Annotated in this window: 9 protein-coding genes and 1 pseudogene; 6 read left to right on the top strand and 4 right to left on the bottom strand. The window is 57.9% G+C overall.

Going from position 1 to position 20,530, the window contains the following annotated elements; translation table 11 throughout:
* Positions 1-459: 459 nt before the first annotated feature.
* Positions 460-891 carry a hypothetical protein gene (locus BLT00_RS02820; protein WP_092141999.1) on the bottom strand — a complete coding sequence of 144 codons (432 nt, stop codon included), beginning with the start codon at positions 889-891 and terminating at the stop codon, positions 460-462.
* Positions 891-13,136: a LysM peptidoglycan-binding domain-containing protein gene (locus tag BLT00_RS02815; RefSeq protein WP_092142002.1), complete on the bottom strand. Its 12,246-nt coding sequence runs from the start codon at positions 13,134-13,136 to the stop codon at positions 891-893. Before BLT00_RS02815 ends, BLT00_RS02820 begins: the two co-directional genes overlap by 1 nt.
* Positions 13,137-13,385: 249 nt before the next feature.
* On the opposite strand from BLT00_RS02815, the gene BLT00_RS02810 reads away from it, so the two are divergent.
* The 5 genes and pseudogenes from BLT00_RS02810 (at position 13,386) to BLT00_RS32420 (ending at position 17,746) form a co-directional block, all read left to right on the top strand.
* Positions 13,386-14,570, top strand: a complete 1,185-nt coding sequence (locus tag BLT00_RS02810) for a tetratricopeptide repeat protein (protein WP_092142005.1) — start codon at positions 13,386-13,388, stop codon at positions 14,568-14,570.
* Between the two features lie 22 nt (positions 14,571-14,592).
* Positions 14,593-15,135 (top strand): tetratricopeptide repeat protein, encoded by a 543-nt coding sequence (locus BLT00_RS02805; RefSeq protein WP_072339011.1) that lies wholly within the window; start codon positions 14,593-14,595, stop codon positions 15,133-15,135.
* Complete coding sequence (locus BLT00_RS02800) at positions 15,135-15,509, top strand: hypothetical protein (protein WP_072339013.1); 375 nt, start codon at positions 15,135-15,137, stop codon at positions 15,507-15,509. The genes BLT00_RS02805 and BLT00_RS02800 overlap by 1 nt, the downstream gene beginning before the upstream one ends.
* A gap of 209 nt (positions 15,510-15,718) precedes the next feature.
* Positions 15,719-16,873, top strand: a pseudogene (locus BLT00_RS32425) (FIST signal transduction protein); the annotation flags it as partial.
* A gap of 195 nt (positions 16,874-17,068) precedes the next feature.
* Positions 17,069-17,746 carry a methyl-accepting chemotaxis protein gene (locus BLT00_RS32420; RefSeq protein WP_371914685.1) on the top strand — a complete coding sequence of 226 codons (678 nt, stop codon included), beginning with the start codon at positions 17,069-17,071 and terminating at the stop codon, positions 17,744-17,746.
* A gap of 157 nt (positions 17,747-17,903) precedes the next feature.
* On the opposite strand, the gene BLT00_RS02790 is transcribed toward BLT00_RS32420, so the two are convergent.
* Positions 17,904-19,334, bottom strand: coding sequence for a diaminobutyrate--2-oxoglutarate transaminase (locus tag BLT00_RS02790; RefSeq protein WP_092142011.1), 1,431 nt, complete (start codon positions 19,332-19,334; stop codon positions 17,904-17,906).
* Between the two features lie 36 nt (positions 19,335-19,370).
* Positions 19,371-19,586, bottom strand: coding sequence for an MbtH family protein (locus BLT00_RS02785; protein WP_018600641.1), 216 nt, complete (start codon positions 19,584-19,586; stop codon positions 19,371-19,373).
* 203 nt (positions 19,587-19,789) lie between these two features.
* Between BLT00_RS02785 and fhuF the strand changes: the two genes are divergently transcribed.
* Complete coding sequence (fhuF, locus tag BLT00_RS02780) at positions 19,790-20,527, top strand: siderophore-iron reductase FhuF (RefSeq protein WP_092142014.1); 738 nt, start codon at positions 19,790-19,792, stop codon at positions 20,525-20,527.
* The last annotated feature ends 3 nt before the right edge of the window (positions 20,528-20,530 follow it).

Genomic DNA, 20,530 nt, shown 5'->3' with positions numbered 1-20,530 from the left:
AAGGAAACCGGCACGTCAGAAGACGTCCCACGCACAGCTGCCATAAAACAAAATCGCAGGCCTGAAAGCCTGCAATCCTGTCCGTGCACTGTTACACCTTATTCCACCGGGTTACCAAGCCCGGCCGCTGAATGTGCAGCGACACCCAGAGCGTAACGCGACAGAAAACCTCCGGCGAGAGGCTTAGGGCCAGAATAGTGCTTTTGGTGGAATTTTCAGAAGTTTCCTACGTGAGGCCCCAATGCTCGCTGTCCATCACGGACAGACACGTTTTGCGGACGCGGCTCAAATTTTCGAAGCACCTTTGAGAGGCTTGAGCGCGCGTTGCGAGCAGGGGTAAATCAAGAGGTGCAGGCATTGGAGTAGATTTGTGGGGATCCCTCAGGGTCTGTCCCCGTTTTTCCCTCTTTTCCCTGCCCCTGAGCCCCTTGAGAGACTGCCTGAGGGGTCCCGTTTCTCTCAACTCCTCCCGTTGAGGTTATCTCGCCATGGCACAAGCAAGCCTTCCCGAAGGGTTCGATCAATGACACCATCCTCAACACTGCCAACATAAGTAGCATCTAGCTGAAACTCAAAGGCAATACTTTCTCTTTCAGATAAATCCCTAACAGCTTCAATTAACCCTTCTACTTCATCTAAATTTTTAGAGTCCACATCAACAGGAAGTATATTCGGCAGCAAAGCCGAATACACTTCTAACATTCCGCCCACCACTTCCAAACCACTTTCGTCTATCTCATCGATGAAGCTTGGCGGTGAGACGCTCCATATTCTTGATGCAGCAAGCCTATCCACAAGCTGTTGCACATTGCTCCTGATGGACTGATCCATATCCTGAGCCACATAAAAAATCAACTTTTGCTTCGCAAATTCTGATGACATAGAGTGCATTACTTAACTCCTTGCTTTGGGGGATACGCTGGAAGAGCCGACCCAGGGCCACCCGGATTATATCTAAACCCACCAGGCATATGCGCATCCAAATGCCGTGTAGCAGGAAGTGGCACAGTAAGCGGCAAACCCTGTATATGATGCATAGAAATTTTTTCACCTAGCAAGCCTGCATCTTCCGGAAAAACCTTAATCCATGTATCGTCAACTTTCGGAGGACGTCCCTTAGCAATAGAAGCCCGATTTTCAGTGCTTAAAATTTGGCCGTACCCAAGGTCGTCCCAGTCATTACGCAATGCTCGCCAGTCCGCCGCGTTCGTACGTACAAGACCTGTTCGAGTCGTACCGGAAGAAATAATAGACGCGGGCGATACAATTCCATCTGTCGTATTTGTACCAATCTTACCATCCATCCGCATCGCATACCGCTGGGCTCCTTTCACTGCGGACCCGACCTCGCCGATAGCAACCTCGGCACCAAATACGGTACCACTCGCAAGAATTCCAGCATTGTCGGTGCTAACACCCTTGGACTGGTAATAGTCGCCAACTCGTTCTATCGCGTAATCGCGTACCTGGCTTTTCGCTGCCCCAAGGACCGCCTCGGTCGCGATGCTGAGCCCAGCCCGCATCCACCCCATCAACGCATAGCTGACCGTCTCTGCCGCAAAACTAAGCAGCTTGGTCGCCCCCTCATGCTCAGCAGCGAACTGACCGAAGCCGACCAACCTTTCATGGACGACTGGAGTGAAGTCGTTCGCCCAATCTACCCAGGTGCTGTTTCCGTTGATACTCGCAGCACCTTGTAGATCACCAATCGAGTATGTGATCGGCTCTTGTGGAGGCGGGACGCCTACCCACACACCGTTGCCTTCATAAGTCAGGAGCTCGCCATTCTCGCCAGGTCGCATTGGGTGAAGCGCAACCTCTCTTGTTCCAGGATGGGTAAAGAACTCCGCCAATTGCTCAGGAGGGACTCCATTGGCAAGCCCCCGGCCGACGGCGTCCCTATACACGTCGTCATCCGGCAGCCCAGCCAGCTTCATTGTCCGCTGCACGGCCTCAGCCGAAGATTCACCGAATTGATCTACGAAGAAGTTGCCCAGCGTATTACCAAACGCATCCGCCGCGATCTGACCGTGATTAGGTCGTGAGCCCCCTAACCACTTATCGCTTATCGCCGCCGAGGCGTATGCGCCAATTTGGCCGCTCACGATCTGACCGGACAGTTGGTTGCCCAAGCGCCCATTCAACTGGCCGCTGACGTTGGCAGCCACCACTGAGGATGCCAGGCGATTCCAACTGAAGGAGGTGTCAAGGCCAACGATGCGATAGGCCATTTGGCTGGCGGCGTAGTTAAAAACGCCTTGAGCCGAATAGGTTCTGGCGGCACTGGCCGCGATTTGGGCCCAGGAGCCTGGCTGAGCGCCTTGTGCCAATGTACCGATGCCGGAGGTGATTCCGTAAGTAAGGCCCCCGGTAATTCCGCTGGCGGCTACTTGCCCCCAGGAGAATTTATCCACCGCGCCCATGCCCATGCCAACCAACTGGGAAGCCGCGCTACCCACGGCGGCCCCGACGATTGCACCGCCAAGACTAATAGTGGCAGCCGTTCCTGCCGCGGCGGCGGACAGTGCAGCAGTACCTGCGGCGGCCGCACCGCCAAGGGTTGAAGCTGCTCCGCTGATCACCGCTGTGGCGGCCCCCGCCGTGAACACCGTCGCAACCACCGCCACAACCACCATGACGACACTGGCCAGACCACCACTTTTCTTTTTCTTTGGCTTGGGCGGTGGCGGTGCTTTCGGGGTTGGCGCAGTGTTGCCGATAACATCATCCGGGCTGTATGGCTTGAAAGTGGTCGCGTCGTTATGCGTGCTGCTGACCACGTTGGGTATTTTCAGATTATCGCCGGGGTTGAGGGCCTTGCTGGGATCGAGGCCGTTGGCGTCGGCGATCAGGTACCACATCTTCGAATCACCCCAGACGCTCTGGGCGATGCTTTCCAGGGTATCGCCCTGGTTGACGACGTAGTTACTTGGGGTGCGCTCCGGGTAGTCCGTAGAGATCGGAGTGAAGGTGTCGCTGATTTCCGGAGCGGAGGCATTGCCGAAGTTTGCCAGTGCGGCGCCTTGATAATACAGGTAAGTCTGGGCCTTCCCGGACGACTCCTGGCGAGTGATCAACCGGCCCTCATCATTGGTTGCGAGCCGACGGGTAAAGACATTGCCACCGGTGCCTATGGCCTGTAGCAGTTCACCGCGAGCAGAGTAAGTGTACGTGGTGGTGCCTGGCGAGCCCCCATTGGTACGGGTCACTGTGGATTGGCTTTCTTTATAGCCATCGAACAAAACCTGCCCGGCACTAAAGCTCCCCCTATGGTTAATCGTGCCGTTGGCATTGTAAGAAACATAGCGATAGGCTCGCTGGTTGCCTGCGGCATCCAGCATACCGCTTTCATTAAAGTAGTTTGCCTGCGCAAGGCGTTGCGCACTGTCATAAGTGGATTGAGAGATCAATTGACCATCACCACGATAGACATAATTTATTGTAGATTGATTTGTAAGCGCCACCCAATTCAAGTTGAACTTATGAGTTTTTTGGGACACCAAATTCCCTTTTTCGTCATAAACTTTTGAGTACTTGGTTTGTAAAAGCTCCGCCGCGGGGAACGATGCTACTTTTGTCAGATCAACAACGACCTCGGAGATATCTGATTTACCGTTTGTGTACTGCCGCGCCACAGCACGCCCAACAGCCGATTCCAACTGACCAAAACTATTATAACTATAGGTTTCAACCTCATAACGATGGGCAGCAGGAACAACAAACTGACCTGTAGGAATTAGAGGATTGTATATTGTCTGATATATAAACTCTTTCCAACTTTCTGACGAAACACGCTGACCAATTGCGTTATATGTCAAAGCGTATCCCTTGGCATTAGCAGTAGCGACGGTGAGCCCCGGCCCTAGCGCGCCCGCAACTATTTGTCCCTTGGCATTAATAAAGCCCTCAGCAATTAATGCCCGCCCTTCTAAATCATACTTGTACCAGTCATCCTTTATTGTCCGACCTCCCGATTGATTCGTCGTATCCATATACACCCTGCGACGATTACCCACTTCATCGTAGTCATATTTCAACGAATCCAATCGAGCAGTAGTGGCGAGGGCGTACTGAGTACCGAGCCCCCCCATAAGCTGATTACCCGCAGGCGCCTTGACTTCCTTCAAGCGGCTCTGCTCGTCAAACCTGCTCCGGACTTCGTTGCTGCTCGCTTGGGAAACAGTGCCCTTCAAGTAACGGCCACTGTTGATTTCATTAACTCGATTTCCGCCCAGATCGTAGGTATAGGTCGAAGTACGCGAATCTTCGGCCGTCACCGCACCTGCTGTATCCTTGGTAACGGTGCCCTCGACAATGGCTTTGGTCAAACCATTGGCGTAATAACTATAGGTTTTGTCCGGCCCGGCACCGCTTGCGGTAGTCAAGGTTTCCTTGATGAGTTGCCCGAAACCGTTGTAGGTAAAGCTGTATACCCTCCCCCCCAAATCCTTACGGCTGCTAAGGCGCCCCAAACTCGCAATGTCATAGGTCCAAGTCAATGTTCCGTTCAACCCATCGGTCTCTTTGACTTTTCGGTTATTGGCGTCGTATTCGATGGTCCTTTCAACTTTCGACTCGTTGCGGGTCTTGACGACATTGCCGCGCTCGTCGAACAAGCTGTACTTGGTATTGCCCGCCACACCGGTGGTGGTGCTGGTCCAGTTGCTGGTGTTGGCGACGCTTTGAAGAGTCTCCTCGACGGCACCTGCCCCACTAATTTCGCCATACAGTCGCCCGGCCTGATCGTATTGATTTGTCAGCAGGGTTACCTTCGCTCCGCTGCGGATAATGCCGTGGTTGATATGCCGATCCATCGCGTCGTAACCGTCTACCATCACGATGCCAAGGGCATCGCGGGTAGCGATGCGATTGCCGTTGGCATCGACGCGGTAGTCTCGCGAGTAACCTAGGGCATCAATGTCGCGAATCAACTGGCCAATTTGGTTGTAGACGTGCTGACGTGTGCGCAGCAAGGTGTTGGTGACCACACCGGTATAAGGCCCGATCAGATCGACCTCTTGTATCAACTGGCCAAGAGCATCATAGCGCTTCTCATGGATCAGACTGCCGCGGTAGCTGGTACCGTTTTCGCGCAATATGTCGGTGACCGGCAGGGTTTCGGTCAGTTGCTTGTTATTGTGATCGTAGGTGTAGGTAGTGATATAACCCCGGGCATCGGTACGACTGAGTACATTGCCCCAACGATCGAGGGTCTGCCGAATGATCGGCGTGCTTAGCGTCAGGGTGACATTATTCAGAGTGTCTGCATTGAGGTTGGCCTCGAAGGCCGGCAGGTGCTGCTCGTAGGTGCGGCCGAGCAAATCGTTACGCATATAATTGATACGGTCATCGGCGGTCGTGCTCCAATCTCCCGTCGCCGTGCTTTTGCTGACCTTATCGGAAAGATCGTACTGGAACGCGGAGAGATCGGTCGAGCTGCCGTGAGACTCGAGCCGACCGGCCTGATCATAATTGAAGATTTCTACGGTATTACCATTCAGTAGCTTGCGGGTCACTTCACCGAAGCGGTTGAAGATCACGCTATCGCTGGTATTTTGCGCAGTACCGTTGGCGGCGGTATACCAATCGATGGTCGCCGTTTGCTGACCAAGAGCGTCGTATTGAAAGGTACGCTTCAGGGTCTGATTGTAGCTGACCGCTACGCCACCCGCGGTCCAAGCACTCAACGTGGCGTTGACTGTGCGACTTTCCTCAATGCGCCGGCCAGCCACATCAACCTTGTAGTTCTGCGCCGAACCCGCCGCATCAATCTCCTGGATCTCATGCCCTACAGCGTCGTAACGGGTGCGGGTAATCTGGCCCAGACCGGCCTGTACGTTGCCAGCGCTGTCGGTGCCAACCGCTCGGACCTCGCGGATCTGCTGCCCAAAAGCGTTGAGCAGGAGCGTAGTGGTCGGCGATGCAATGACTTCGGCACTGGCAAAAGGATCGACGGCGCCGTTCTTGGCGGTAGCCCTGGCGGGCTCGGTGACTTTGATCACTTGGCCGAGGGCGTTGTAGTCCGTGCTGACGACGTTGCCTTGGGCGTCAGTGACCGTCTTGACGTTACCTACGCCGTCGTAAGTGCTACGGCTGAGCGACAGGTCGGCGGTCACCAACGTGGCGCTGACCGCTCCCGTGGTGGCGTTGATGCTCTGCTGCCAGAAACGCGCACCTTCCACTGTGGTCTGGCTCAGACGCCCCATGGCGTCGTAGCTGAAGCGAACACGGCGGTCGTTAATGCTGGCCGTCGGGACCGCCGGCAATGCATTCTCGTTCCAACTGGCGAGCTTGGTAGCGTAATCGGTCTGCCGGGTCAATTGACCGAGGGCGTCGTACTCCATGCGGGTGTAGTAACCAAGGGCATCCACACTGCCGATGCGCTGGCCACCCATGTCGTAGTAGTACACGGAGCTGGCGCCGGTCTGCACCGTAGCGCCGCTGGCGTTGCGCGCTACCTGGGTCTCGCGCACCAGTTGCCCGAAGGCGTCGTAGCTGTAAAGCGTAGTGGGTGCCAGGTTGGTCAGGGTTGAGGTCGCCACGTTACCGGTGAAGGTGAACAGGCTGACGATATTTTTCTGCACCGCGGTCTTGCGCCCTAGGGCGTCATAGCTGGTGATCAGCGTGCGGTCCTGAGTGGCGTCGGGAACCAGGGTGGTGGCGGTGACATCGGTCGAGAGGTAATAACCCCTGGCCGGCACGGCTTGGGTCAAGGCATTGGCGTAGCGAACGGTACGAATGGTCTGGCCCAGGCCGTCATACGAATAAGCGGTTACGCCCTTGAGCCCGCCGATGTCATAACTGACCCGTCCCAGTACGTCGTAGACCTTATAGCTGTCGACGAAATCGGTGGCCGCCACCCCACTGTTGTTGACTCGCACGCGGTTGCGCACCGCATTGCCGAGGCTATCGTAGGTGACTTCGGTGCTGACCTGGAAGGTATTGGCAGTGCCATCCGAGGCCTGCTGGTACCGGCCGCTGAGCTTGTTGTACCAGCCTGGGCTGGTGATGCGGATCTGCCGGCCGATGGCGTCGTAGGCATAGGCGGTGGTGCGCGCCTCGGTCAGTTCGTCCAGTGACGGATCGGCGGCAACGCTGGCCCGCAGGCGGCCTTCGGTACGGCTGGTGACATTGCCGAGGGCGTCATAGGTATTGCGGGTCACGAGGTAACGGTTCACAGCCGACACCACGCCAGCCTCGGTGATACTGGCCACCGCGACCGCTGGTGTGATTTCTTCCACCAGACGGTTGAGCACGTCGTAATTGTAGGTCCAGACGTGACCGTTTTTGTTCGTCAGGGTCTTGCGGTTGCCCACCGCATCGTAGGTGTAGGACTCGACCTTGCCAGCGGCGTCGGTCACGGTTTTTTGTTGACCGGCGGCGTCGTAGGTGTAGGTGGTGGTGCGGTCGCCGGCGCTCTCGGGGCGCAGCAGCTTTTGCAGCTGTTCGACGCTCAGGGCATCGCTCGCGCTATGCACACCGTTGACGCCGGCGACGGACCAATTCGCCTGGCCGGCATCGATATTGGCATTGACGTTCAGTACTTGGCCGGTCGCCGTATCGATCAGTTCCAGCGAATCGACTTCAATCAGGCGGCTGGGGTCACCGCTGCTGTCAACGCCATAGTTGTACAACAATAGAGGCACTGCGCTGGCACTGCCTTCGATGAATTTGTTGCGGTTGACCCCTCCACTGTTCGGACTGGTGCCGCTGATGGTGCCTTCGAAGGTCTGCCACCCCATCTCCGGTGTCAGCTTCACTGCCGAAGCTGCGTTATAGGAAAAGGTTCCTCCGGATGTGTTGGCGAGTTTGTTGCCCGCACTGTCGTAAGTCACCACACCGGCATAGACGAGCCCCTCCCCCGTTACCTGACGCAGCTTGACGCGTACGGTATAGGTCTTGGCCGGGTCGATGGCGATCTTTTCGAGCGCGGTAAAAATACCTGAGTTGCCACTCAAAGAGAGCGTCGAGCCGTCACTGCTGCCATACGTGGGACGTTGAATGCGGGTGGCGTATTGGACGGTCTGGGTAAGTCGCCCGTTGGCATCGTACTTGTTCTCGGTAACCGCGCCCTGGGCGTCGATCACGTAGCGTTGACGGCCTACGGCGTCGTAGACGAATTGGGTGTGCCGGTCATCGCTGTCAGGGCGCAGCAGCGCTTGAAGATTTTCGGCGCTGAGGGCATCGCTGCCCTCGTGTATACCCACGGGGCCGGCCACGGACCAGTTCACTTGGCCGGCGTCAGCCTTGGCATTGGCGTTGAGTACCTGGCCCGTCGCCGTATCGATCAGTTCCAGTGAATCCACTTCAATCAAGCGAGTGGGATCACCGCTGCTGTCGACGCCGTAGTTGTACAACAGCAGAGGTACGGCGCTTGCACTGCCTTCGATGAACTTGTTGCGGTTGGCCCCCCCGCTGTTCGGGCTGGTGCCGCTGATGGTGCCTTCGAAGGTCTGCCAACCCATCTCCGGCGTCAGCTTCACTGCCGAAGCTGCGTTATAGGAAAAGGTTCCTCCGGATGCGTTGGCGAGTTTGTTGCCCGCACTGTCGTAAGTCACCACGCCGGCATAGACGCTCCCCTCACCTGTTAGCTGACGCAGCTTGACACGCACGGTGTAGGTCTTGGCCGGATCGATGGCGATTTTATCCAACGCGGTCAACAAGCGAGAGTTGCCGCTCAGGGAAAGCGTCTGGCCATCGCTACTGCCCACCGTCGGCACCTGAATCGGCTTGGCATGACGTACCGTCTCGACCACCCGGCCATTGGCGTCGTACTTGTTCTCGCTGACATACCCCAGGGCATCGACAGTGGCACTCACACGACCGGCAGCATCATAGACATACCAAGTGCTGTTGCCCGCCGCATCGATCTTGCGCGTGACCTGATCGTTCTCGTTGTAACTGTATCGAGTGGTCAGGTTCAGCCCGCTCGGGTCTTGGCGTTCACTGGTACGCCGGCCCAGCTTGTCAAATGCATACAGGGTGACCTGCTGGCTGGGACTGGCCACCGTGCCACGCATCACCTGCACTTGCTGACCCACGCCATCATAGCTGTAACTGGTGGTGAGCTTCAGGCCGTTGGGATCCTGGGTCACCCTTAGCAACTGACCTTTGCGGTCGTAGGCGTAGTCGGTGATACGTTGCTCGGTTTTCCCTTCGGCGTCGACGACCCGCACCTGGCGACCCTGGCCGTCAAAGCTGTAGCGGGTCACGCTGTTGTTGGCATCGGTACGGGTCAGCACGCGGTTGGCGGCGTCGTAGCCGTAGCGACTGATCCGGCCGAGGGCATCGGTCACGGTGAGCAGCCGCCCGGCCTCGTCATAAGCGTTGGTGGTGGTGCGGTTCAGGGCATCCTGGCTGGTGACGAGCTGCCCTTCCTTGTTGTAGCTATAGCGGGTCACCGCACCGGTGCCATTGGTGACCGTCAGAGTCTGGCCGTGACGATTCTTGAGGGTCACCACGCTGACGCCGTCGGGCGTGGTCACCGTCAGGCTGCGCGTGCTGTCGTTGTAGGCGTAGGTGGTGACCTTGCCCAGTGCATCCGTTTGCTTGAGTACTCGACCGAAGGCGTCGTATTCGCTGATTTGTCCCTGGTTGAGTGCGTTCCGGGAAACAATGACTCGACCATTGCTTGCATAGGTCGTGGTGCTGGTCAGTCCCCGACCATCAACCTGGCTGATCACCCGGCCAAAGGCGTCATAAACAGTGGCACTGCTGCGCGCCAAACCGCCGACATCGTCGATGCGGCTTATCTGCTCGCCACGCTTGTTGTAGGTGATGCTGCTGACAATCGTGTTCCCCGTAGCGATTGTGCGGGTGACGGATGTCTGGTTGCCGAAGGCGTTATACCCGTAACCGGTCACGTACCCCATGGCATCGGTCGAAGACGTCAGCAGGCCACGGTTGTCATAGCCATACACACGCCGATTGTCATTGGTCGCATTGCGGATCGCTTGTACCAGGGTCTTCAGTTGCGCATTCAACACACCGCCCGACAAGGCGGCGGTGTCTGCCGTGGCCAACCGCCCCGTGAAATCAGTCCGCTCGCGAACATCGCCAAAGGCGCTATAAACCGTTTCGCTGACCTCGCCCATCGCGTTGACGACGTGAGTCAGGCGCCCTGCCGCGTCGTAGTAAGACAACGTCCGGTTACCCAGCGCGTCAGTGGCGCTGGCCACCCGTCCGGCCGCGTCATATTGATAGGTCAAACCGTACTGCGCATAGATCGCAGCCACTTCGGTGGCACTCATACCGGTCGTTACGCGCCCCGACGCTTCACCGAGCAGCTTGCCAATGGTTTGCCCAAAAGCATCGTAACGGGTACGGGTACTGCGCTCTTCAGTGGTGCCCTGGGCTTGGGTTTCACGCACCAGGCGCCCGGCCGAATCGTACTCATACGCCGTGGCCGTGCCATCGGTGGCGACACGCAGGGCCACGCGACCCTGATCGTCAAAGGTGGTGGTCGCGGTTTGTGCCGCACCCGCAGCCACGCCGCTCTTGATGGTGGCGAAGGTTGTCGCAGCGGAAATCGCAGCAGTATAGGCCGTGGCATAACGAATGGTTTTCTGCGTATTGCCCGCTTCGTCGTATACCGTTTCAGTGACGAACTGTTTCTCATCGACACTGCCGATCTGCCGACCGGCCGTGTCGTAGAAATACCAACTCGTCAGATCACCCGCCGAAGGTGGGCGCAAACCAACGAGGGTGCCGGTGGCCCGATTCGCAAGCACAGTCGCGTTCGCATAACGAATGCTCTGTGTCAGCCGACCTGCGGCGTCATGACGGTCTTCACGCAGATAGCCTTCCGCATCCAACTGACCAATTTGATGCCCGCTGGCGTCATAGAAAAATCGCGTTGCGCGATCACCGGTCTGCTGCTTGATCAGCCGGCCTTGCCCGTCATAAGTGAAGGTGGTCAGCGTACCACTGGCATCCGTACTGGCGCTCAGTCGACCGGCATTGTCATAAGACAAAACGGTAGTCCGATCCGCAGAAGCGCTCACCGGCCGAACTTCATCAACCTGTTTCTTGAGCACCGCGGTGCCGTCGTACCAGGCCGAGGTGTCGACCAGGGTTGCGTAGCGTTTTTCCTGGGTACGCTGCCCGGCGGCGTTATAACTGTATTCGGTCACCGCACCGAGGCCATCCACCAGGGCACTGACCCGCCCGGCCTCGTCGTAAAACGTATAGCTGCGCACGCCCGTCGCATCCTGGACCATGACCTGCCGACCAGCATCATCATAGACATACGAGGTGGAGCGCGATGCCAGGCCGGCTGCCGTCTGTGTCAGACCAAGCAGTTGGCCTCGGTCGTTGTAGGTTTGGGTAATGGTCATGCCGGCGCTATTGGTCACCGCCACTGTACGGCCAGTACCGTTATAGGCGGTTGTCCGTGTACCAGCCGAGTCGGTCTGGCTGATCACACGCCCCAAACCATCGTAGACAACCGAGCTGAGGGTAATCTTCCGACTGCGGTCTGCCGCACGGACTACGAACGTCTGCAGAAGCTGACCATGCTGGCTATACACGTATTCGGTTACGCTGGTGCTGCTCTCCTGGATACCTGTACCGGCAGCATTGACCGAGCCGTAAACGACCCGACGGCTCAAATTGCCGCGGTAGTCATAACTCAGCTCGGTGAGGGTCGAACGGGTTCGGTCTCGCGAACCGGCCCAAGTCATCAATTGCGACTCGGTCAACACATCCTGCGGTGTGAGCCCGGTCAGCACAAACAAGGCATCACCGTAGGCGATTTCCTGGGTTCTCAACCCCTGGGCGTTATAGCGATACTCCGTGACCTGGCCACGCCCATCGACCATGAAACGCACCCGATTATTACTGTCGTAGGCCAATCGGGTGACCTGGGCGGTACTGGCCGGCGGCTCTGTCCAGCTCCCGGTGACAGCGTTCAGGGTCGCTGTCGCGATGTAGCGAATTTCATTGAGCAACTGATTATCGGCACTGTAGCTACGAGCTACCGTGGCACCCGTCGCATCGCGCTCCAACAGCACATTACCGCTCGCATCGTACTGGTAGGTGACGGCGTTGCCGCGCCCATCCGTGACCTTGATGACATTGCTGTCCGAATCATAGGCATAGCGCGTGGAAAGGCGCTGCCCATCCACCGCCGGGGTCCGCACTTCTATCAAGCGGTCGTTGGTATCGTAGAAGTAGCTCCACTGCTGGCCTGAGCCATTGAGCACATCTGTACGGTTACTGGCGATGTCGTAGCTGAAGGTGGTGGTCCCCGAACCGTCGGAAACCGTCTTGACCCGGTATTCGCCATCGCGCAACTGATAAGTGAAGCTGGCCGAGGTGCCGTCACTTTGCACGACACTGGCGATACGGAAGCTGGCCCCGTCGTAGGTATAGTCGGTACGGTAGACCTTGCCGTCGGCAATGCTGTTGTCTTCCGGGCTCAGATCGGTACTGACATTGATCAGTCGGCCTTGAGCGTCATAGCCGTAATACACTTGCTGGGTCAACGCACCGCCCGCAGCATTGCGCGTGTCGACGCGCTCCAGCTTGCCGGACGCGTTGTAGCTCAGCACCAGTTCCTGGCCGGAGCTGTCCTGGACCGAATTCAAGCGTCCATTGGCATCGTAGCCGTAGCTGATCTGCGTGCCGTTGGCGTCGGTGACCGACAGCAGCCTGCCATTGTCGTCGTAACGTTCGACGGTCCGTCGAGAGCCATCCGTCCAGACCATCTGACCGGCACCGGCATCCCAGGTAACGGTGTCATGGGCGCCATCGCCCTCGGTCGATTGATAGCGGCTGCCGTTCCATTGGTAGACCGTCTGATGACCGTCGCCCATGGTACGGGTCACCTGGCTGCCAGAAGTGTTCACGGTGCCGGTCAACAACAGGCTGCGTTCGCCATCCCAGCGCCAACCATCGGCATCGCCATCGCTCAAGCCACCCTGGGTGTTGTAGGTGCGGGTGTGCAGCAGATCCTGGCCCAGGCCAGACAATTGCTCGTCGGTAAAGCGCAGCACCAGGTTGCCGTTGCTGACATTGACCAACGCCTGCCCCCCGGCCTGCCCCAGGTTGCCTTGGCCGCCGACACCGCTGCCTCCCAACGAATTCACCGAAGCATTGAACAGCCCTAATCCATTACCGGCGACGATGGCGACCATGATTCCCTTAACTCCCCGACGAAGCTGAGCCGCCCACGCGGCCGAAACATAGCTGCCCGCCCAACGGCCAAGCAGCGCTACTGTCAGTGCTTATGCTCGGCTTTCGAAAAAAGTTTAGGGGGAATGGAAAATATTTTATGAGGCGTTGAAATTGGCTGTTTAACGCATGACAGGCCGCAGCCATCAAGGCAATAATCGCCCGGGAGAACCGCCTTCCCCTTCTTCCGATCGCCGAAAAAGAATCCATTCATGACCATTGATAACTCGTCCGCTGAACAGAATCGCCTGGCGCGCCTGCTCACTTTCCTGGGGCATGATCCGACCAACCTGGCGCTGTTGGCCGACGCGTTGGCATTGGCCATCGATCTTGGCGACGTCATTCATGGCCAACAATTGATCGACCACATGAAGACCCAGACGATCGAAGAACCCAACATCTGTGCACTGGCTGCCCATGTGTCCTTGCAGGCCGGCCAATATGCAGAAGCGGGCGCTTTCGGGGATAAGGCAATCGAAGGTGGAATCAAGCATCCAGCGGTTATCTTCAACACCGCCCAAGGGCACTTTTACAGCGGCGACTACGCAACTGCCCATACATTGCTTTCGCGCCTGAGCCATGAAGCGCAAAGCCCTACTGCGCTATTGGTGATGCATGCACGTGCCCTGCATCAACTGGAGGAGACTGAAGAGGCCGAGGCACTGGTTGCGCGCGCATTGTTGCAAGATCCGGCAAACATCGAGATTCGCGGGCTACTCGCTCTACTGCAATACGAGAACGACAACTACTCTCCAGCATTGATCACTGCCCACGAGACACTGGCGCAGAACCCTGATCAACTCGATGCGCTGATCGCCTGCGCCTCGGTCCACTTCCACCAACACAACATCACTGCATCACGCAACGCCTGGCTTCATACAATCGCTGTGCATCCTGAATGCGGCCGGGCGTGGTCCGGGCTGGCGCGACTGGAATTCAACGAACTGGAATTCGACGCGGCTGAAGAGCATCTCAAGACGGCGGTCAAGTTCATGCCGGACCACATCGGTACCTGGCATCTTTTGGCCTGGATCTACATTTTGCGAGGGGACAGCATTCAGGCCCGCCGGGCGCTCGACTGCTCTTACGCACTGGACCGTAACTTTGGTGAAACCCATGGTGGATTGGCAATCGTCGACATCCTGGAGGGAATGACAGAGCGTGCCCAAAAAGGTATTCGCCGTGCACTCAAACTCAAACCTGACGGTCTGTCGGCTCGATACGCTGAAGCCCTTCTCCTCCAGCAAGCCGGACACCCGGAAAAGGCAGCTCAAGTGATCGATCAGGTTCTTGACCGTACGAGACCCGATAGCAGCGACACTGGCAGGGTCCTGATGGAGAACTGGCTGCAAACACACCAGAACAAGATCCCCGACCGTCATCCGGACCAACACTAAGCCATCGCACGCGGAGCCCCACATGCTGGACGCATCGGAATATCTACACTTGGCCATCAATGCCAGCCAGAACGGTGACCACCACGCCGCCCTTAACTACCTGAACGCAGCACTTGAAATAGAACCGAAGAATGCAGCGGTCCATTACTTTCGCGCCGCCGAACATGCCGAGCTCGGCCTGCTGGAGCGTGCACATGCGGAAATGATCGAGGCACTTGAACTAGATCCCGAGATGGATATTGCGCGCTTCCAATTGGGTTTGCTCAGCCTGCAATTATCGAAGCTGGACGAAGCCCGAAACGCCTTCAACTCACTGCTGAACACATCGCAGGATATGAGCCTCAGGGAATTCTCCGGGGCCTATCTGGAACTGCTCGACGAACGTACGTCGAACGCTATCACCCGGCTGACTCAGGGTCTGACAGATTGCCCTAATCCGGCATTAAAGGCAGATATGGAACGAGTGCTGGCCAGTCTTTCAGACACCGCCGCCCACATAACTCCTGATCCTACCGAACCTGCGGTATTTCTTGGTGCCTACCGCAACGCCTTCGAGACGCCCTGATGAGCAAGATCGATTCGACTCGCCTCTCCCAGGTCTTGGCTGCGCTGGCCAAGCCTAAGGAACGAGTAACATCGAGCGCAACAAACAACACCAGCGCTGCCAAGGCCAAAAAGGGCGAAAAAGATCTCGAAGTGCTGCGCGTACATTTGCAAAGTCGTCTTCGAGACCTCAAAAGAAATACTGAAGATTTCCACGAGGCGGCCCCAGTCATCACCGTGCAGGAAATCCTGCGCTGGGAGTTTGGCGAAAGCATTCTGGAACATCCCGAATTCGGCAGCATTTCAAAAAAAGTCGCTGAAACCATGCTGGAGGATCAGGCATTGGAGAAGGCCATCTACGGAATCGTTGATCGGATGGTGTCGCCTGAGCCCTGACTCATCCACGTAATGCAGCGAATCTGCCGAACTCGTACGAAAGTCGCTATCCAACAGACGGAGCAAACCCCAACCAAAAGCCCCTATGGACCGCCCCCGCAAATAGCACAAGCTCACGCCCATACAAGTCCCCAGCCGTGACCGCTACAGAGAAAGGACTCCGCACGCACACCTCGTACGCGTCACGTCGCGCTCAACCGAGTCCAGCCATGAACCTACTGAACCTCTTCAACACTGCCCGAGCCCGCACTCAAGGGGCTGTAAGTGTGGCCTGCACCTCTGCTGAATTGGACCAGGCGCTGGCCAACGTACGTATCACCCCTGTGTTGGTCACCGGGTTCGTCTCCCCTCACCTGGACATCGACCGGGTCGCCGCCAAGGTCAAGCAGCGCTTTCCCCAAAGCGCCATCAGCTTGTGCACGACGTCGGGTGAGCTGTGCAACGGTGCGAACACGCTGTACTGCCAGACCGGCGAGAGCTGGGATCGGGTGGTGTTGCAGCTCTTTGACGCCAGCGTGATTGTGTCGGCCGAGGTGGTAATGGTGCCGCTGGAGTGCGAAGACATTCGCGGAGGCGGCAAGCGCTTGGCCATGCGTGAGCGCATCGCCAGGCTGGTGAATAACATCAAGCAGGCGCAAGTGAGCACACCCATTGATCATCGCGATACGCTGGCCTACGTGGTGTTCGATGGTCTTTCAGCTTCCGAGTCGTTCTTTATGGAGGCGCTCTATGAGTCGGGGCGTTTTCCTTGCCTGTTCGTCGGCGGCTCGGCCGGTGGCAAGACGGATTTCAAAAAGACCCTGATCAGTGATGGGCAACGCAGTTATCAGAACCACGCGCAGATTGTCTTCCTGAAAACCGCGGCGGATGTGCGCTTCGGGGTGTTCAAGAGCCAGAACTTCCAACCTGCCGGGCTGACGTTCAGCGTGCTGACCGCGTCGGTCGAAGACCGCACCATCGACCAGGTCATCGACAGCCGGGGGAACATCAAGAGCATGGTCCAGGCGCTGTGCGATGCATTCGAGTGCAGTGCCCAGGCGCTGGAAAAGAAGCTCGCCGATTATTCATTCGCCATCCGTGTGGGCGATGAGCTGTTCGTGCGCTCCATTGCCCGTATCGACTATCAGCAGCAGATCATCCAGTTGTTCTGCGACGTGGCGCCCGGCGAAGAGCTGGTGATGGTCAAGCGCACGCCCCTTCGCGAGGCGACCCGACTCGACTACGAGAAATTCCTCAAGGGCAAGGGCGGCCGTCCGGTGGCCGCTATTCTCAATGACTGCATCCTGCGCCGGCTCAACAACAGCAGCGACCTGGGCAGCATGGCCGGTATTTTCGGGGATGTGCCTTTGGCCGGCTTCTCGACGTTTGGTGAAATTCTCGGTTTGAACCTTAACCAGACACTCACGGCGATTTTCTTCTTCAGGGTCACCAAGGGCGCCAGCTTTGTCGATGAGTACGTCGATAACTTCATCGCCCACTATGGTGAGTTCAAGGCGTTTTTCCTGCGCCGCCAGGTCAAGAAACTGGCCGGCCTGAACCACGTCGTGGTCAAGCAGATCATGGCGTTCAAGATGAACGACTTCAGCAGCGCCTTGGACACTCGCGGCCTGGACAACACCATCCTGCCGGTGTTCGACGGCCTGACCGATCTGGGCCAGGTATTGGCCCAGGCCAGCCAGCAGCAAGCGCAGATGGCGACGCAAATCAAGCACTACTCAGGCGAGCTACACCTGTCGATGGATGACCTGACGGGCACGATTGACCGGCAAAACAGCGTCGCCGAGCAGGCCGGCACGACCGTCGAACAGCTTGCCACGCAAGCGGGTGAAGCGGTGGTCGGCGCCCGTGCGCTCGCCAGTTCGAGCTTGCGTATTCAGTCGATCGTACAGGTCATCCAGCAAATCGCCGGACAGACCAACCTGCTGGCCCTTAACGCCGCCATCGAAGCAGCGCGGGCAGGTGAAATGGGCAGAGGGTTTGCGGTGGTGGCGGATGAGGTCCGCAAGCTCGCGGAAATCACCCGCAAGAATGCTGCGGAAATTGGCGTGGACATTGACCTGCTCTCGACGGAGATCCAAGGCGTCGCCCAACAGATCGAAGACCAGTCCGTCGCCGTCAGCGCCCTGCGCGAGATGCTCGATGCCCTGGAAGACTCGAGCCGCACCACCGAAGGCACGGCACAACGCACGAAGGCCATCGCGGACACCTTGACCGGGCTGACCCACGCCAGTGCCTGAGCAACTGTTGCAGGGTTTGGTGTTGAATCTGGATGCTGTGGGCTCCCGGAGTCCTTTGTGGGAGCAAGCTTGCTCGCGATAGCGGTGGATCAGCTTGCATCGATGTTGAATGTGCCGCCGTCTTCGCGAGCAAACCTGGCTCCCACATTGCAGCATTTCATGCGATATGCAACGTCCGGCCCTTGACCTCCACGAGAGCATTGGCCAGGGCAACCTGGAACAGTTCGACCAACACGTCGACCTCCTCGGCCCGGATGATCAATGGCGGCAGGAACCGCACAACGGCACCATGGCGCCCCCCGAGCTCCAGAATGACGCCCAAGCGCAGGCATTGACGCTGGATTGCCTGGGCCAATGCCGTATCGGCTGCTGGGACACGACTGTCGCTCGCCGTGTCACTGACGATTTCCACACCCACCATCAGTCCTCGGCCGCGTACTTGGCCCAGGCAAGCATAGCGGTCCTGCAACTGGCGCAGAGCCGCCATGAGTCGTTGCCCCATGACATCGGCATGTTCCGGCAAGTCTTCGCTGATGATATGGCGCAGCGTCGCAGCCCCCGCAGCCATCGCCATTTGATTGCCGCGGAATGTGCCGGCATGGGCACCTGGTTTCCAGGTATCCAATTCTTCGCGGTACACCATCACGGCTAACGGCAGGCCACCACCGATGGCTTTTGAGAGTACGAGGATATCGGGCTCGATATCCGCGTGTTCGAACGCAAACAGTTTGCCGGTCCGACCCAGGCCGGTCTGGACTTCATCGATGATCAGCGCCACGCCGAACTTACGGGTCAATTGGCGCAAGCCTTGGAGCCAGCGTATTGGCGCAGGGATCACGCCGCCCTCGCCCTGCACGACTTCGACCACCACCGCCGCGGGTGGCAGCACACCCGACTCCGGGTCGCTGAGCAGTTGTTCGATAAAATGCAACCCGGCATCGACACCGGCTTCGCCGCCGATGCCGAACGGACAACGGTAGTCATAGGGATATGGCAGAAATTGCACATCGGCCATCAGCGAGCCCAGTGCCTGTTTCGGCCCCAGGTTGCCCATCAGGCTCAACGTGCCCAGTGTCATCCCGTGGTAGCCGCCAGAGAACGACAGAATCGGTTTGCGCCCGGTGGCCGTCCTGGCCAGCTTCAAGGCCGCCTCAATGCCATCGGCACCGGTCGGCCCGCAAAACTGGATGCGAGCATGACGGGCAAAGTTTTCCGGCAGCGCGTTGAACAGGTCTTCGACGAAGCGATCCTTGACCGGTGTCGTCAGATCCAGGGTGTGCAAGGGCAAGCCGGAGTCGAGCGTTTGGCGCATGGCCGCGATGGCTACCGGGTGGTTGTGCCCCAGCGCCAGAGTTCCCGCCCCCGCCAGGCAATCCATGAACAACTGACCTTGGGTATCACGAACATAGAGGCCATGGGCCTCTTGCAGCGCCAACGGAATACGCCGTGGATAAGACCGGGCATTCGATTCACGGGCCGCCTGGCGCTGAAGATACGGGTTGGTGTTCAGTTCACGCGGTGCTTGCTGGCGAAACTGTTCCAGCGTGAAGGTTGCGCTGGATGATAGACGGGGCTGGACGCTTTCCATATTGAATCCCTGAGGTAAAAACTCTGTCGCGGGCGATCAGCCCTGTCCTTGTACTTGCATGGCCTGGCGCAGGCTCAGCGGGCGCATATCGGTCCAGACCTTTTCGATATAGTCCAGACACTCTTGCTTGCTGCCTTTCATGTCGAGCGTGCGCCAGCCATTGGGCACGCTTCGATAATCCGGCCAGATCGAGTACTGCTCCTCATCATTGACTACAACCAGAAAGCGCGTATCCGGACTGTCCAAACTCATTGCTTGCTCCTTGACTGACATGGCGGAAAGACGCCTACGATACAATACTAATGGTAGCGATTCTCATTAATTTTTAAAAATTCATACACTGTTCTCAAATTTCCCTATCGACGATGAACAGTCGCAAGACGGCAACGCCCTGTTTATACTTCGGGCCCCTCTGAACGATAACCGCTCTCAATTCGCGGTCCACGGATGAGTCGATGATTCCCAGCCTTGCCCCGCTGTTCACCGGTCCGCTTGCCGACCATGGTGAAAAGCTGCAACTGCGCAGCCATCCCCGTACAGACGTACCGGGGGACAGGTTCTTCCAGCATGAATATTTCGGCGCATTCGTCGACGACCTGCAGGCACGGTACAAAACCGATGAGCGCCTGGCTCTGGTGTCACTGTGGTCCAAATGGTACTTCAGCACCTTCCTGGCACCCGTGATGGCCGCCAATCTGCTCCAGCAATGCGATCTGCCACTTGCCCTTGCCGACACCGGGATACAACTGGGCAATGACGCCAGGCCACAGGCGTTGCACTTGCCTCATGCCGGCCAGCCTTTGCCAGCCTGCACCGCCTTCGAGCGATTTCATACCCTGGTCGAGGATCATCTGGAGCCCGTCATCGAAACCTTGGTCAGTGTCTCCCAAGCATCGCCCCGGTTGTTCTGGAGCAATGCCGGCAATACGTTCGAATTCGTCACCAGCCGTATCGACCTGCACCCATTGGCCAACGCGTACAGCACCGCACCGGCCAAAGAAATCCTGAATACCCGCCTGCGCCCGAACGGCCGGCGTAATCCTTTGTTCGCCCCCGTGCAGTACCGCGATATCGGCGAGGACGAGCCGCAGCGCCTGAGGCGCATCTGCTGCATTCGCTACCGCCTGCCCGGCGTCGGCTATTGCAGCAGTTGCCCACTCGATGAATGCAAACGGCAGGAACAGCCCGTTTAACTG

The sequence above is a fragment of the Pseudomonas sp. NFACC51 genome (assembly GCF_900103575.1).
In the GTDB taxonomy this organism is placed as follows: Bacteria; Pseudomonadota; Gammaproteobacteria; order Pseudomonadales; family Pseudomonadaceae; genus Aquipseudomonas; species Aquipseudomonas fluorescens_Q.
Note: the sequence above shows the minus strand (reverse complement) of the source record. Positions and strands in the feature narration are given on the sequence as shown.

Coding starts and splice junctions, on each gene's coding strand:
- BLT00_RS02820 (WP_092141999.1), bottom strand. CDS start 891: ATGCACTCTATGTCATCAGAATTTGCGAAGCAAAAGTTGATTTTTTAT.
- BLT00_RS02815 (WP_092142002.1), bottom strand. CDS start 13,136: ATGGTCGCCATCGTCGCCGGTAATGGATTAGGGCTGTTCAATGCTTCG.
- BLT00_RS02810 (WP_092142005.1), top strand. CDS start 13,386: ATGACCATTGATAACTCGTCCGCTGAACAGAATCGCCTGGCGCGCCTG.
- BLT00_RS02805 (WP_072339011.1), top strand. CDS start 14,593: ATGCTGGACGCATCGGAATATCTACACTTGGCCATCAATGCCAGCCAG.
- BLT00_RS02800 (WP_072339013.1), top strand. CDS start 15,135: ATGAGCAAGATCGATTCGACTCGCCTCTCCCAGGTCTTGGCTGCGCTG.
- BLT00_RS32420 (WP_371914685.1), top strand. CDS start 17,069: ATGGCGTTCAAGATGAACGACTTCAGCAGCGCCTTGGACACTCGCGGC.
- BLT00_RS02790 (WP_092142011.1), bottom strand. CDS start 19,334: ATGGAAAGCGTCCAGCCCCGTCTATCATCCAGCGCAACCTTCACGCTG.
- BLT00_RS02785 (WP_018600641.1), bottom strand. CDS start 19,586: ATGAGTTTGGACAGTCCGGATACGCGCTTTCTGGTTGTAGTCAATGAT.
- fhuF (WP_092142014.1), top strand. CDS start 19,790: ATGATTCCCAGCCTTGCCCCGCTGTTCACCGGTCCGCTTGCCGACCAT.